Annotated in this window: 10 protein-coding genes; 8 read left to right on the top strand and 2 right to left on the bottom strand. The window is 42.6% G+C overall.

What is annotated here, in order from left to right:
- Window positions 1–219: 219 nt before the first annotated feature.
- From RH40_RS02065 to RH40_RS02040, 6 genes are all read left to right on the top strand, one after another.
- Complete coding sequence (locus RH40_RS02065) at window positions 220–1,248, top strand: amino acid ABC transporter substrate-binding protein (protein WP_009599619.1); 1,029 nt, start codon at window positions 220–222, stop codon at window positions 1,246–1,248.
- An 82-nt stretch (window positions 1,249–1,330) separates the two neighbouring features.
- Window positions 1,331–2,533 carry an amino acid ABC transporter permease gene (locus RH40_RS02060; protein ID WP_009599618.1) on the top strand — a complete coding sequence of 401 codons (1,203 nt, stop codon included), beginning with the start codon at window positions 1,331–1,333 and terminating at the stop codon, window positions 2,531–2,533.
- 1 nt (window position 2,534) lies between these two features.
- Window positions 2,535–3,632, top strand: a complete 1,098-nt coding sequence (locus tag RH40_RS02055) for an amino acid ABC transporter permease (RefSeq protein WP_009599617.1) — start codon at window positions 2,535–2,537, stop codon at window positions 3,630–3,632.
- A 21-nt stretch (window positions 3,633–3,653) separates the two neighbouring features.
- Complete coding sequence (locus tag RH40_RS02050; protein ID WP_009599616.1) at window positions 3,654–4,403, top strand: amino acid ABC transporter ATP-binding protein; 750 nt, start codon at window positions 3,654–3,656, stop codon at window positions 4,401–4,403.
- 187 nt (window positions 4,404–4,590) lie between these two features.
- Window positions 4,591–5,253: a Bax inhibitor-1/YccA family protein gene (locus tag RH40_RS02045; protein WP_009599615.1), complete on the top strand. Its 663-nt coding sequence runs from the start codon at window positions 4,591–4,593 to the stop codon at window positions 5,251–5,253.
- Window positions 5,254–5,366: 113 nt separating this feature from the next.
- Window positions 5,367–5,696 (top strand): TusE/DsrC/DsvC family sulfur relay protein, encoded by a 330-nt coding sequence (locus RH40_RS02040; RefSeq protein ID WP_009599614.1) that lies wholly within the window; start codon window positions 5,367–5,369, stop codon window positions 5,694–5,696.
- An 18-nt stretch (window positions 5,697–5,714) separates the two neighbouring features.
- Here RH40_RS02040 and yccX read toward each other — a convergent pair whose 3' ends face one another.
- Window positions 5,715–5,984 (bottom strand): acylphosphatase, encoded by a 270-nt coding sequence (gene yccX / locus RH40_RS02035; RefSeq protein ID WP_009599613.1) that lies wholly within the window; start codon window positions 5,982–5,984, stop codon window positions 5,715–5,717.
- A 90-nt stretch (window positions 5,985–6,074) separates the two neighbouring features.
- Between yccX and RH40_RS02030 the strand changes: the two genes are divergently transcribed.
- Together RH40_RS02030 and RH40_RS02025 are read left to right on the top strand one after the other, a co-directional pair.
- Complete coding sequence (locus tag RH40_RS02030) at window positions 6,075–7,451, top strand: methyl-accepting chemotaxis protein (RefSeq protein ID WP_009599612.1); 1,377 nt, start codon at window positions 6,075–6,077, stop codon at window positions 7,449–7,451.
- A 91-nt stretch (window positions 7,452–7,542) separates the two neighbouring features.
- The gene (locus tag RH40_RS02025) at window positions 7,543–8,736 is read left to right on the top strand and encodes a class I SAM-dependent methyltransferase (protein ID WP_009599611.1); all 1,194 of its coding nucleotides are present in this window, start codon (window positions 7,543–7,545) and stop codon (window positions 8,734–8,736) included.
- An 83-nt stretch (window positions 8,737–8,819) separates the two neighbouring features.
- Here RH40_RS02025 and RH40_RS20010 read toward each other — a convergent pair whose 3' ends face one another.
- A complete protein-coding gene (locus RH40_RS20010; RefSeq protein ID WP_206536085.1) occupies window positions 8,820–15,170 on the bottom strand; it encodes a VCBS domain-containing protein in 6,351 nt (2,116 codons plus the stop codon).
- Between the last annotated feature and the right edge of the window lie 26 nt (window positions 15,171–15,196).

Raw genomic sequence — 15,196 nt, 5'->3', positions numbered from 1 at the left:
TACATTCTAAAGACTGTCTGGGTTTGTGAGTTCTATCAAAATTCTTTTTAAATTATACATTTGAGAAATTACAGATCCTTACCTACGCTTATAACTGGTTGATATAACAGAGACTCGTCAAGAGCAGTAGCAGCCAGCTTATTTAAACCAACATGACACTATTTAAACGTTATATCAGGATTAACCTGAGCTAACATGGACCATACAGGATGGATACAGATGGCACATAAACTAACACTTCTTGCTTCAGTTGTAGCGGCATCTTCTGCACTTATAGCGACCCATGCATTTGCTGCCGGAGACACACTGGATAAAGTTACAAAACAAGGTTTTATCACTTGTGGTGTGAGTACTGGCTTGCCAGGATTCTCCAACCCAAACTCTAAAGGGGAATGGGAAGGTATCGACGTAGAATACTGTCAGGCACTTGCTTCTGCGGTACTCGGCGACAAAAAGAAAGTCAAATACGTACCTCTAACAGCAAAAGAACGTTTTACCGCTCTCCAATCCGGGGAAGTTGACGTTCTCTCTCGCAACACGACTTGGACATTGCACCGAGACACCGCGCTTGGGCTCAACTTTGTTGGCGTAAATTATTACGATGGACAAGGGTTCATGGTAAAAAAAGACCTAGGTCTTAAGAGCGCTAAAGAACTCGATGGTGCTTCAGTGTGTGTTCAGTCTGGAACAACAACCGAACTCAACCTGGCGGACTACTTCCGAAACAGTGGTATGAAATACCGTCCAGTTGTATTCGATACAGCAGCGCAAACTTCGAAAGGGTTCGACGCAGGACGATGTGATGTACTGACAACTGATCAATCCGGTCTCTATGCACTAAGACTCAATCTGCAAGATCCTGCATCAGCACAAGTTCTTCCTGAAATCATTTCAAAAGAGCCACTTGGCCCCGTGGTAAGGCAAGGTGATGACCAATGGTTTAACATTGCTAAATGGACGCTTGCAGCCATGGTTAACGCTGAAGAATATGGTATTTCATCCAAGAATGCGGATGAGATGCTTAAGTCTAAAGATCCAAACATTAGACGGATTCTTGGTGTTGAAGGACCAAAAGGTAAAGGACTGGGAATCAGAGATGATTGGGGATACCAGATCGTGAAGCAAGTTGGTAACTACGGTGAGAGTTTCGAAAGAACTGTAGGACAAGGGTCTCCCCTACAGATTTCACGTGGTGTAAACGCTCTTTGGAATGCTGGTGGATTCATGTACGCTCCTCCTATCCGCTAACGGTTATTGACCTACTTTTAAATAGAAAAATGGGCGGTTATCACCGCCCATACTAATAAAATGGACTGAGGTTATAAGCTGTATGAAACCTACTGAAGACTTTGGGGAGCCGAGAAATATGGCAACGTCCAAAACCAATATTTTCTATAATCCTACTTTTCGTTCTGTCGTCTTTCAGATTTTGGCTGTTGCAGGACTCGCTTTCTTCTTTTATACGATTGTGAACAATGCATTAAGCAATCTTGAAGCAAGAGGTATTGCTACTGGTTTTGATTTTCTTAGCCAAGAAGCCGGCTTTGGCATTGGTTTAACATTAATCGAGTATGACGAAACATACTCTTACGGACGAACGTTTATAGTCGGTCTTTTAAATACTGCACTTGTCTCGTTCTTCGGCATTATTCTCGCCACAATCGTTGGTTTCATAATGGGGATTGCCCGTTTATCTACTAACTGGCTTGTTAGTCGTTTTGCCGCCGTTTACATTGAAATTTTTAGAAATGTTCCACTATTATTACAAATTTTCTTTTGGTATTTCGCTGTTCTACAGGCACTTCCCTCTGCACGTCAGAGTTTAAGTTTAGGCGAAGCAATATTTTTAAATGTGAGGGGGCTTTATTTCCCAGCACCCATTTTCGAGACTGGTGCTTCTATTGTGATAGGCTCTTTCGTAGTCGGCATCATAGTAACTATCCTAGTTTCTGTTTGGGCGAAGAATAAACAACAGCTCACAGGGCAACAAACACCAATGGGTAAGATTACTTTATTGTTTTGTGTAGTTATACCTGTAGTCTGTTATTTCGTTATGGGCTCTCCGATCTCTGCTGAAATGCCAGAGCTTCGTGGTTTTAACTTTGAAGGTGGCATCAGCATTATCCCAGAGCTTGCTGCGCTACTTATTGCACTTAGTATTTACACCGCATCATTTATCGCGGAAATAGTACGCTCTGGCATCAATGCAGTGAGCCATGGTCAGACCGAAGCGGCAATGTCTCTTGGGCTGCCAAGGTCAAGAACGCTCAAACTGGTGGTGATTCCTCAAGCGCTAAGAATCATTATCCCTCCATTGACGAGCCAATATCTCAACTTAACCAAAAACTCATCATTGGCGATGGCTATTGGTTATCCCGATCTAGTTTCTGTTTTTGCTGGGACAACACTCAACCAAACAGGCCAAGCGATCGAAATCATCGCAATGACGATGGGCGTTTACTTAACATTAAGCTTGCTGACTTCAGCGTTAATGAATATATACAACCGCAAAGTTGCATTGGTGGAGAGATAAAATGACGATACATCAATTTCAGCCTGATTTACCACCTCCAGCAAACACTATAGGCACAGTTGGTTGGCTGAGAAAAAATTTATTCAATGGCCCCGTTAATTCTATTGTCACCATTGTTCTAGGGTATTTATTATTCTGGTTACTTTGGAATATTTTCGACTGGGCATTCTTGAAAGCTGACTGGATTGGTACCACGCGAGATGCATGCAGCAAAGAAGGCGCATGTTGGGTATTTATCAAAGAGAGATGGGGGCAATTTATGTATGGCTTCTATCCTGAGGAACAACTATGGCGACCCAGACTTTTCTACATCACTCTTGCCATATTCACCGCTTTACTTGCTTATGAAAAGACACCGAAACGGTTCTGGATCTGGTTGTTCTTTGTCAATATTTATCCATTTATTATTGGTGCGCTTCTTTATGGTGGTATTTTTGGATTAGAGGTGGTAGAAACACATAAATGGGGAGGACTACTGGTTACATTAATTATCGCTCTGGTTGGTATTGTCGTTTCTTTACCGATAGGCATTGCCTTGGCACTTGGACGACGTTCCGAAATGCCGATAATTCGCAGTATCTGTACCGTTTATATAGAAATATGGCGTGGTGTACCACTCATCACTGTTTTATTTATGGCTTCAGTTATGCTGCCATTGTTCCTCGCAGAGGGGTCCGAAACCGATAAGCTCATTCGAGCGTTAATAGGTGTTGTAATGTTCAGTGCAGCGTACATGGCTGAGGTTATTCGCGGTGGTCTGCAAGCTATTCCAAAAGGTCAATATGAAGCAGCTGATGCTCTCGGGCTGACATACTGGAAAAAAATGGGGTTAATTATCCTCCCCCAAGCCCTTAAAATTACGATCCCTTCTATCGTAAACACATTCATTGGTTTGTTCAAAGATACAAGCTTAGTGCTAATTATTGGTATGTTCGATGTTTTAGGTATTGGACAGGCGGCAAACACTGATCCTGAGTGGTTAGGCTTTGCTACAGAAAGTTACGTATTTGTAGCGTTGGTGTTCTGGGTATTTTGTTTCGGCATGTCGCGGTATTCGATATGGCTTGAAAACAAACTTCACACTGGTCACAAACGATAATTAAGAACTCAAGGACGCATTATGACGCAACAACAAGATTATATGATTCAGTTAAAAGATATGAACAAATGGTATGGTGAATTTCATGTCTTGAAGAACATTAATTTAAACGTAAAAAAAGGTGAGAAAATCGTTATCTGTGGACCATCTGGTTCAGGAAAATCAACAATGATCAGATGCATAAACCGCTTAGAGGAACACCAAAAAGGACATATTTTTGTTACAGGTAATGAGTTAACCGAAGATCTGAAAAATATCGAGGCCGTTCGAAGAGAAGTCGGTATGTGTTTCCAACACTTTAATCTCTTTCCTCATCTTACTGTTTTGGAAAATTGCACCCTTGCCCCTATTTGGGTCAAAAAAATGCCAAAAGAGCAAGCTGAATCGATTGCTATGAAATATCTAGAACGTGTAAAAATTCCTGACCAAGCTGAAAAGTACCCTGGTCAATTGTCTGGCGGCCAACAACAAAGGGTAGCCATCGCTCGCTCGCTATGTATGAATCCACAAGTTATGCTTTTTGATGAGCCGACGTCGGCGCTTGATCCGGAAATGGTTCGGGAGGTACTAGACGTTATGGTTGAGCTTGCTGAAGAGGGTATGACAATGCTTTGCGTTACTCATGAAATGGGTTTTGCTAAAGAGGTGGCAGACAGAGTTATCTTTATGGATGCGGGTGAAATTATTGAGGAAAATAACCCAATCGATTTCTTTGAAAACCCACAATCGGACAGAACCCAGAACTTCTTGGCACAAATACTCCATCACTAGAATTGATTTACTTTATCTAAGGGTGACTTATGTCACCCTTTTTTTGTTGTTATATACTGTTACATCTTTCAGAATACACGAGTTTCTATTTCTATTACTCTATTTACGTTTACTTTAATTGGGGCTTGATCTTTTTAACTATAACCCCCATAAATGTACATATACTTCAAATCTCACGAGGATGATTATGAATAGTCCAATGTTCAGCCGCACATCGAGCAACGAAAGTGCATTACAAACAAACAGAGTCCTGCGTAACACGTACGCGCTGCTTTCTATGACGCTACTCTGGTCAGCATTAGTCGCGGGTGTTTCAATGGCGATGAACCTGCCACGTCCAGGGATCATTATCACACTCGTCGGATTCTACGGATTACTTTTCCTTACTGAAAAGAACAAAAATAACAGTATGGGCTTGGTGTTAACTTTCCTGTTCACTGGTTTCCTAGGATATACGCTTGGCCCGATATTAAACATGTATATTGGCGCAGGTATGGGCGACGTTATACTTACCGCTTTAGGTGGCACTGCACTATCATTCATGGCGGCGTCGGCTTACGCACTGACAACAAGAAGAGACTTGTCAGCCATGGGTGGCCTGATGCTCTCATTGTTCGTCGTGCTAGTGGTTGGGATGATCGCCAGCTTCTTTATCCAGTCGACCATTCTTCACCTTGCCTTAAGTAGTTTATTCATCGTATTTTCAACAATGGTAATACTGATGACGACACAGAGCATTATCCGTGGTGGTGAAAACAACTACATATCTGCTACTATCGCTCTTTACGTTTCCATCTATAATATCTTCATTAGTTTACTTAGCATTCTAGGTATCATGAACGACGATTGATGCTGGTTACTTAGAAAAAACCCGAGCATGCTCGGGTTTTTTGTTACTTGCTATCTTACTTAATCAAGGTATGCTCCACTACCCTATCACGTACTATTTACTCGGAAAGCCATATGTTTGAATATAAGGGCAATAATATTGAAACCGACTCACAAGGTTATCTACTGGATCACTCTCAATGGGATCAGGGAATGATTGAAGTGCTTGCCAACAGGGAAGGAATAGAGCTGACCGATGCTCATATAGAAATCATTCTTTTCGTAAGAGAGTTCTATGAAGAATTCAATACTTCTCCCGCGGTAAGAATGTTGGTAAAAGCCATCGAGAAAAAGCATGGCCCAGAAAAAGGTAATAGTAAGTATCTATTTAAATTATTTAAACAAGGTCCAGCAAAGCAGGCGACTAAGCTTGCAGGCCTTCCAAAACCAGCCAAATGCCTATAACTCTAACTCATAGTTAAGTTAGAGAATATCAAAATCCACATGACCTTCGTCTTTTGCCTGTTCCCTGGCCACGCTAATTACTATCGCATGACTCGGACCGGATTTGAGCCAAGTTGCAAGCGTTTCAATTGGCTCTTTTTCTCCACAAGCAATCACTTCAACGCTACCATCTGTTAAGTTTTTCGCATATCCTACTAAGTCTAGCTTTCTCGCTTCCAAATACGTGTGATAACGAAAACCCACTCCTTGAACATGCCCTTTTATAGTGAACCTCTCACAATTTTTCATTACTTTCATACCCTTAATGTTATCTAAATGCTATAAAACCATTCTAATCTTGCACAGTGACGTTGTAGGTTTTTACTAGGTAAAGGAACTATGAAAGAAATACCATTTCGTTGGATTGATAGATATCTCATTCATTTAAAGATACAAGAAAAATTCTCCCTGCTCTTAATCTTGCCAATTATCGCTCTGATCTCAGTTAGTCTGGTCTTTAATAATGCCGCTGAGAGAATGTTACATAATCAATATAATACAGAGTATCAATTGGTAAAAAATTTAATAAATGATGGCTACGTTAGTCAAAAAAAAATAGACACTATTTTGACTAGTCTAGGAGAAAACACCTCCTCAAATACAAAAAGTACTCTCTTATTAGAAAATAAAAACAGTTTACTCTCTTCATTGAATATTGCTGAGATGGTCATTATCTTTTCAGTGTTGTTTATCATGACCATGAGTGTCTATTACATTATGACATTTATCGGCGGAGCAATGTTCACTATGAACAAAGCTTTAAAAACGCTTGCAGATGGAGATTTAACGGAAAGAATGAATTTCTTTAAAGTGAGAGATGAATTTAGTGATATTGCGATAACGATAGACAAAGTGGCTGAACGAGAGCAAAACATGGTTTTATCAATCCAAAAATCAATCACTTTAATGCAAAGTATTAGCGCCGATTTAAGCCAGTCGAACCAAAGAAGCCACGAAATATCGGGGGTACAGCAAGAACATTTAAACTCTCTGGCAAGCGCCACCGAGGAGATGGTAGCAACGATTAGAGATGTAGCCAACTTGGCTCAAGACTCAAGTACACAAACAGTTCAGGCTCATACTGTCGCAGCAGAAGGACAAACAAAAGTAGTTCGTACACTAGACTCCATTTCGAACCTCTCATTTGAAATTCAATCTGCTTCTGATGCTGTATCTCAATTGGAGAGTAACACTGCACAAATCGATGATGTTGTTGCAACAATCCGAGGGATATCAGAACAAACTAACTTGTTAGCTCTGAATGCAGCGATTGAAGCAGCCAGAGCTGGTGAACAAGGCCGAGGCTTTGCCGTTGTTGCTGATGAAGTCAGAGCATTAGCAAGTCGAACTCAGCAAGCGACTGGAGAAATTCAATCAATGATTGAGGCTGTTCAAAAAAATAGCCGTTCTTTAACACATTTGATGGAAAAAACAGTGTCCAACGCATCAACAGGTAAACAAAAAATGTCTGAGGTTGATGTAGAGATCGGTACGTTAACCAAAAAAAATCAAAGAATCTCTGATAGTAGTATTCAAATAGCCACAGCAGCAGAGCAACAAGGCGTTGTCGCAGTAAACATTGCTGAAAGTGTTGAAGAGGTTCGCAATCAAGCTACAAACGTTCACAACATGATCAGTGAAAATACACTTACCATCAGTAAACTCACAAATCAAAGTAACCAGCTCGAAAAACTCCTTGATGGGATAAGAGCCTAAACTAAGCCGCTTTTTGCGGCTCTTTTATTTGCTTTTCAGAAATACTTACTAGAAAATATCCTCCTTTTTTCATCCAGAAGAACGAGTACCAATGACTCCTGCTATATACCTTTTAAAAGGCCGTGAAAAATCTTTAAAACGAAAACATCCTTGGATCTTTTCTGGGGCCATAAAAAATGTGCAAGGTGAGCCGAAACTTGGTGAGACAATTGATGTTTATTCCAATGATGGAAAATGGCTTGCAAAAGCCGCCTACTCTCCTAAATCGCAGATTCGAGCAAGAGTGTGGTCTTTTAAAAATAAAGAAATAAATAAGTCGTTCTTCATTTCTCGCTTTGAGGATGCTCTGCTCTTAAGAAAGGACATTATAGTAAGGGACGGTCTGACTGGTTTTCGACTTGTCGCGGGTGAATCTGATTCCCTACCTGGGATCACCATTGACAAGTACCAAAGTTTCTTGGTTTGTCAGTTTCTCAGTGCGGGAGCAGAGTATTTAAAAGACACGATTATAGAGGCACTGATTACTATTTTCCCTGATTGTAATATCTACGAACGCTCTGATGTTTCTATACGTAAAAAAGAGGGACTTGAAGAATGTACTGGAGTTCTTCATGGTGAACAGCCACCAAATTCCATTGTCATTGAAGAAAATGGAATAAAGATTGCCGTTGATATCAAGACAGGTCATAAAACTGGCTTCTATCTGGATCAACGTGATAGCAGAAAACAAGCGATGAAATATGTCAGAGACAAAGAGGTTCTCAACTGTTTCTCTTACACAGGTGGATTTGGTCTTTATTCAATGAAAGGTGGCGCTGCTCGTGTCATTAATGCCGATGTTTCTCAGCCTGCACTAGACCTAGCCAAAAGCAATGCAGAACTCAACAACTTTGATGTTTCCAAGAAAAAAGCCGTTTTTCTTAACGCAGATGTGTTCAAGCTGCTTAGGGAATATCGTGAGCAAGGCACCAAATTTGATGTCGTTATCATGGATCCACCCAAGTTTGTTTCAAGCAAAAATAATCTGACATCAGGCGCTAACGGCTACAAAGATATTAACATGCTGGCAATGCAAATCCTCAAGCCGGGTGGAACACTATTAACCTACTCGTGCTCGGGTTTAATGAGTGCTGATTTATTTCAAAAAGTAATTGCCGATGCCGCTCTTGACTCAGGGCGCAAAGTTAAATTTATTGAACGATTTGAACAAGCCGCAGACCATCCTACAGATAGCGCTTACCCAGAAGGCTTCTATCTGAAAGGTTTTGCTTGTAAAGTGCTTTAGCCCAAAAATGTGACAGCGTCACCAAGGGCGTGTAAGTAAATAAAAGCCGGGCACTGAGCCCGGCTTTTTATTCAAACACACAATCAATAGTCGTTATATTTCAAACCATGCTGGTTAAACAGATAATCTGTTAACTCAGATAACTCAGAGCTGGTGGAGATATTTTCGAACTCAATCGTCATCGAGCTTGCTCCTTTAGCTACCGTAATAGTTGCATGACCATTATCATTCACTGAGGCCGAGCTCTCTATGCTGTCAAGTAACTGATCAACTTCCGTATCATTCAAGCCTTCAAAAATATCGGATAAGTCAATACGGTCACCATGGTCACGATCAAAGTCCTTTATAACGTCTTTTGCACCATTTTCAACATTAACCCATTTAAATAGATCTGAACCTTCACCACCAGTAAGAATGTCATTTCCAAGGCCGCCAATAAGCATATCGTTGCCTTTATCACCATGCAGTTGATCATCTCCTCCTTGTCCGAAGAGCACATCACTACCTTTGCGGCCTTCAAGGAAGTCATCTTTCTGATCTTGAGTAGAATACTCAAATTCCGAAGCATGTTCACGAACATAATGACTAACTTGAGCACTATTAACTGTCTCAAGTCCCAGTTTATCAGCAACGTAAGATTCGATCGCTTGATAACCTTGTCCACCCGTGTCTGGCAACATGATATTGTCACCGAACAATATATCATCGCCATCATTACCCCGGATAGAGTCTTCTGTTGGGACAAGGTTACTCACTTTGCCCATTATGGTATCGGCAAGTTGAGTCACGTCAATCTTATTGGCGACCATGGTATCTGAATCGAAATCGTCAAGATAGTTAGTGGCAACATTTTGGCCGATTCCTATAGCTTCAACAGTGACATGGGCTTTTAAATGCTGATTAAATGCTTCCGAAGCTTGCTGATAGTCGATAGAGTCCACACGATAACCTCCAACAAGGTCTACAACTTCAAAACCACCATCACCATCAGGACGTACATGATAAGGTGTATTTCTCCACACTCCTGTCGCGCCTTCGATGTAGATCCTTCCGTTAGTCTCAATTTTGAAATCACGCACTACTATTTCATTAGTGCTATATTGAGGGATTCCACTGTGTGAAGTGAATATTATTGGTTCATCAATCGTTCCATTCAAATTACTAACGAGCTCAGAAACTCTAGTCCATGTATTCTGATCATTAGACACGAACCAATTTTCTGTGGATACGTCTTCACTGTAAGCCGTGGCATGACCATCCGTAACAAAGTAGGCAATATTGATTGCGTCTGTATTGGATTTTGCCTGATCACTTTCAAACCAGTTTGCAGTTGTTTTGAATACGTCCTCATAGTTAGTACCACCTCCCCTCGACATACTATCAATCATAGTATTAAGCGTTTGCAGTGCATTTGAATCATCCAATTTAACCGAGATGAGAGCGCGTGTAGGGTTATCGAAATCAGCAATAAAGACATTCACCTCTCCCGCATGTTCACCGCTCACGCTATCTTTTAACTGAACCATTACAGATTTCAATTGATTCTTAATCTCTGCCATATCACTGTTGGACATGCTTCCAGAGGTATCCACCATAAAGGCAACATTATGACTCTTGCCCGGAGTCACAACAGCACCTTGTAGATCTCCAATCACGATATCATTCGCCTCGCCAAGTGAAGTACTGAACTGACCTTCCGTTCCTTCGTGGCTAATCACTTCATTTAAGCTAACGGTATCTGAGGCCGTTTGTCGTTGACCTGTTGATTGCTCAACTATTGTCGCAGTGACTGTAATATTTGCCTGAGTATCGTTACCTGGGAGTTTTATATAATACTCTGCATCATTGTTCCACGAGTCGTCATCAATAGTAATTTCACCGTGCTGATCAGCATTACCAAGCCACATATCATTAGCGAAAATGGTACTATGTTGGGGTAGTCCACTAATAGTCACAGTTTTGATACGTTCGCTGCCATCTCTATCTAGTAATTCAATATTGATGTCAACTGGATACATAGTAGTTGAACCGATTATCTCTGGTGAATCCGACATAGTGGCTGTCACAATTACACGATCGACTTGAGCCTCTACATTTAGCCCCACCGTAGCCGTACTTTGTTTGTCTCCATCTGAGACCGTAACCTGGAATGGAACATTGTTGTCACCAACAAAATGACGATCAGCAGCAGGTTTAAATTCTGCACCTACCACCTTATTTTCACTATCACGTGTGAGAGTAAGCTCCCCATATTGAGGGTCTACTGTAATATTTTTGATAAAGTAAGCATCGCCCTCTTCATCAGTAACAATCAGTTCACTTAGTTTAAGTGCAAACGTTTCATCTTCTTTACCCGAGGTAGCAAAAGTATCCACTGTAATTTCAGGAGCATCATTTACAGTTTGTACTGTAGGAGTACCTTCACCAATCCCCTTAAGTGTTGTATTCGCTGAATTATGCACCACGGTTAAACTTACCGGAGGTAAATTATTTCCTGCGTTGACCTCAGCAGCACCGGCTCCAGTCAACTTAACAGTTTGGTTGACTGAATCCAAAGTGTAGTAGGCATTAGGATCGGTTCCTTCAGTAATAGTCACTGTAACTTCACTATTTTCATAATGGGTAGAATAGGAAGCAGCTACGGTACCCTCAGCTACACCATCATCCTCGATGAGCACTTTTCCGTCGACATTAATAACAGGTCTCGTAAATGGATTAACGCTAAATACGCCTGTGACTTTATCACCATCACCATCGGTGGCAACAAAGGTAAAGTCAATATCATTATCACCTTGTGGCACAAGCATTGACTTATATTGGAAAAACTCCCATTGACCTGTCGTAGGTGTTAAATGAACTTCAAAAACGAGCTGTCCATTGGTATCACGGCCCACGAGAGAGTTCTTATCATTTGCATTAACCGAAACGACAACGTCGTCAACGTCGTGGCCATTTGCTGTTTTGAGGCCAGTTTCTGCCTCCACTAGGTACAAATTGCTCACACTGCCGAAACCATCTGCACCATACTCAATTTGCAGTGTCCCTTCTGCTCTGGCAATCATGGTTTTATCAGACGGATCAGGGAAGGTAATGGACGCGACTGTAAAGTCACTGTTGTCTTGCTGTGAAGCTGTGTTTCCATTACCTGTGGCTTTTAGTACTATCTTATCGAAGCCACCCTCATGTACATCAAAGTTCTTGGCATAATCACCGCTTGTTTTGTCAGAGCTAAAAGTTTGCTCGAAAACTTCAACGCCATTTCGATAAAAAGTTGCAACACCGCTTTCAGGCTCATTACTAAACATTTTATCGAACTCTATGGCTGCTCCGAATGCAACTTTACCCTGCAAATCGATAATGAGTTCTTCAGAAACACCAGGTTTGCCTTCGCTGTTATTAGCGAAGCGGTAATCAACTTCATTACTGAATGGTAAACCGAGACTGGCTGAACTATGCACGCCAATTCCATGCTGAGATTGGTTTACATCTGCCGTACCAAGAACATTACTTTCATAGGAAGTAAAGCCAAGTGCGGTGACGATAATACCTTTATCTGCAAGTAACTGAGCAGTATTAGAAGAACCAGAATTACCTCGGAAAGACACTTGCCCAGTAACCACATCCGGTAGGTTATTAAGAGTGAAGTCAACTGCTGCTTTGTCTGTGACAACTAGAGCATCATCTTCAACACTGATTACAAGCGGCGTGTTGGTTTCAATACTACCATCTGACGCTACAATGCCAAGGTTAACACTCAATGCATCTTCGCTAGTATCATTTTGATGGTCAAGAGGTTTAAGTAAGGTCGCCGTGTAGTCCCAAGTTCCTTTCCCATTATCATTAGGCTCAGTGACGGTAATTTCCATTACAGTGCCTGTGGACGTAGAGCCAATCAACTTGTTCTCAACTGCATTCCAACTCCAAGTAATACTCTCTCCGCCCGAGGTTAGACCGTCTGGCCCAGTCAGCGAGACCGTCAATGAGTCACTATCAACATCACTAATAACGAAAGAGCCATTAACCGAAGTGTCATTGGTAGTATCGGGTGAACCCAGATCATCTTGTATTCCAGATGCTAGCCCCTCCTCAGATACAGAGCCCGTTGTTACGTTCTCGATCGTTGGGGCATCATTTGTTTGAATTACATTCGGCGTCGCGCTGCCGTGGCCTTCCAGCCCGTTCGCCGTCGCCGTTAACTCAATCGCCGCCAAGTCGTTGCCTGCGTTTATCACGTCCACCCCGGCTTGCGTCAGCAACACCTGACCGTTGGACAAGGTGTAATGTCCACTGTCTTTGTCAGTGCTGAAGTCCACCGCAATATCGTGCTCTTCTTCGTCCGACGTCTGGTACGTGCCCGCAACCGCGCCCACGAACACCGTGGTCGCATCATCCTCAGTAAAGTCGTTCGCCGTCACCGTGATCTCCGGCGCGTCGTCCACTGGGGTCACTTGAGGAGTCGCACTAGCAGAAGAACTCTCAACATAACTACCAATATGTTCTGTTACAATGAGATTAATTTTATCTAATTGCTCACCCTTGTTTATTGCAGCTAACCCTTTATCCGTCAAAATCACCGCATTGTTGGCTAAGTCGAGTTGATAGTGTTGATTGAGATTTGAATCTGAAGCGAAAGTGATCTCTGAATTACTGGTCGAATTAACGGTATAGTTAAATGTCGCCGCTGGATCACCCACACTGGTCGTACCACTATCTTCCACAAAGTTGTTAGCCGTAACCGTTATGGTCGGTGGAATATATGGGTTCACAGCGAAGGTTCCTGTGACACTATCACCATCAGCATCGAGAACTTTAAAGCTAAAATCAATGTCTCCATCACCTTGTGGCGAAAGCATAGTTTGGTATTGCATGAACTCCCATGCACCCGTCGCAGGTGTGAAATGAACGTCAAACACCAACTTGCCATCATCGTCATAACCACTGACTCTATTTGGATTTTGCGCCTGAACAGAGACAGTAATATTCGAGCCATCTTTACCTGTTTGAAGGCCGCTTTCAGCACCAGTCAGACGTAGGCTGCCAGCACCATCTGCACCAAAGTCCCCCTGTAGAGTGCCTTCAACATGGGCGATAGCAACATCGCTCGTGGCATCGGTAAACGTAATGCTTGCTACAGTAAAGTCGCTATTGTCCGCTTTGGTATGATCGTTACCATTACTGGTCGCTTCCAAGACAACCTTATCAAAGCCACCTTCTTGGACACTAAAGTGTCGTGCATAATCTCCACTGGAAGCATCAGAACTAAAGCTTTGACTCGCAATCAATTCTCCATCTCGGTAGAAGTGTGCAACCCCTTCCTCTTTTTCACCGCCGTACAAATGGTCAAATTCGATCGTCGCACCATATGCCACTTTCCCATCCAAGTTGATTACTAACTGCTCAGACACGCCTTGGTCTCCGGCATAGCGGAAGTCAACTTCATTACTGAGTGGGTAACCGAGATTTCCTGGGCTAGCTACACCAAGACCTTGGTTGGACTGAGTCACATTAACGGCCCCAGTCTCGGCGCTCTCATTGTTCAAGAAACCAACGGCAGTAACAACAACGCCATCTTTCTCAAGCTGGTTGCCAGAGAAGTGGCTGCCTTTAAACGATATTTTCCCTGTTAATACATCAGGGATGTCAATAACGCTGACATTAACGGCATCGATGTTCACCGCATCGGGTGAATCATCCTCTACCTTAATCGCAATAATGCTCTGTGCATCGATGTGTCCGTCTGAAACAAGTAAGTTAATATCTAAATCTAGGACATCTTCTGTAGACGTATCTGAGTGATCGATCGGAGCTAGCAATGTTGCTGTGTATGTCCACTCACCCGCACCTGAGCTAGAAGCCGGCGCTGACAGAACGATTTGTATGACAGAAGCGGATGGAGTAGAGCCTGTAAGCATTTGATTTTCAGCATCCCAAACCCAAGTGATAGACTCACCCTCAGAGGTCACGCCGGCAGGCCCAGATATTGATACATTCAAATTATCACTATCAGAGTCAGCAACATTAAATTTGCCAGTGAAGACTTTAGAATTGGTCGTGTCACTGGAGCCTTGGTTGTCGACATTACCATCAGTAAGGCCTTCTTCTGATACTGCACCATTAACAACAGAACTGATGGTTGGTCCATCATTCAAACCTTTCAAGGTGATGGTGATGTCGGTGGTCGTGCCGTCTTTACTCGTGACCGTGAACACTTCTTGCGTGTCGCCCGCCACCAAATCTTTATCGTTGCGCACGTACTCCCACGCGCCGTTTTCATCGATGGTCAGCGTGCCGTAACCGCCCGGTTTGCTTTCGCTGCCCGCCGTAAAGCCGTTCTCGCTGTCCACGTCCGTCGCCGTCAAGCTGCCCGTCACCTTCGCGGTCTCAGACCCGTCGTTGGTTTCCGTGATCGTCTGGCTCGCTGAGCCCCCAATCACCGCCGCGTCGTTGGTGCCAATTAAGG

The organism is Vibrio caribbeanicus ATCC BAA-2122 (genome assembly GCF_000165125.1).
Lineage (GTDB): Bacteria > Pseudomonadota > Gammaproteobacteria > Enterobacterales > Vibrionaceae > Vibrio > Vibrio caribbeanicus.
The sequence above is the reverse complement of the archived record's forward strand: the minus strand, read 5'-3'. Positions and strand labels throughout refer to the sequence as shown.

Excerpts from the sequence above, each read along its gene's own strand:
- RH40_RS02050 (WP_009599616.1), top strand. The coding sequence starts at position 3,654 with ATGACGCAACAACAAGATTATATGATTCAGTTAAAAGATATGAACAAA.
- RH40_RS02045 (WP_009599615.1), top strand. The coding sequence starts at position 4,591 with ATGAATAGTCCAATGTTCAGCCGCACATCGAGCAACGAAAGTGCATTA.
- yccX (WP_009599613.1), bottom strand. The coding sequence starts at position 5,984 with ATGAAAAATTGTGAGAGGTTCACTATAAAAGGGCATGTTCAAGGAGTG.
- RH40_RS02055 (WP_009599617.1), top strand. The coding sequence starts at position 2,535 with ATGACGATACATCAATTTCAGCCTGATTTACCACCTCCAGCAAACACT.
- RH40_RS02040 (WP_009599614.1), top strand. The coding sequence starts at position 5,367 with ATGTTTGAATATAAGGGCAATAATATTGAAACCGACTCACAAGGTTAT.
- RH40_RS02030 (WP_009599612.1), top strand. The coding sequence starts at position 6,075 with ATGAAAGAAATACCATTTCGTTGGATTGATAGATATCTCATTCATTTA.
- RH40_RS02025 (WP_009599611.1), top strand. The coding sequence starts at position 7,543 with ATGACTCCTGCTATATACCTTTTAAAAGGCCGTGAAAAATCTTTAAAA.
- RH40_RS02060 (WP_009599618.1), top strand. The coding sequence starts at position 1,331 with ATGAAACCTACTGAAGACTTTGGGGAGCCGAGAAATATGGCAACGTCC.
- RH40_RS02065 (WP_009599619.1), top strand. The coding sequence starts at position 220 with ATGGCACATAAACTAACACTTCTTGCTTCAGTTGTAGCGGCATCTTCT.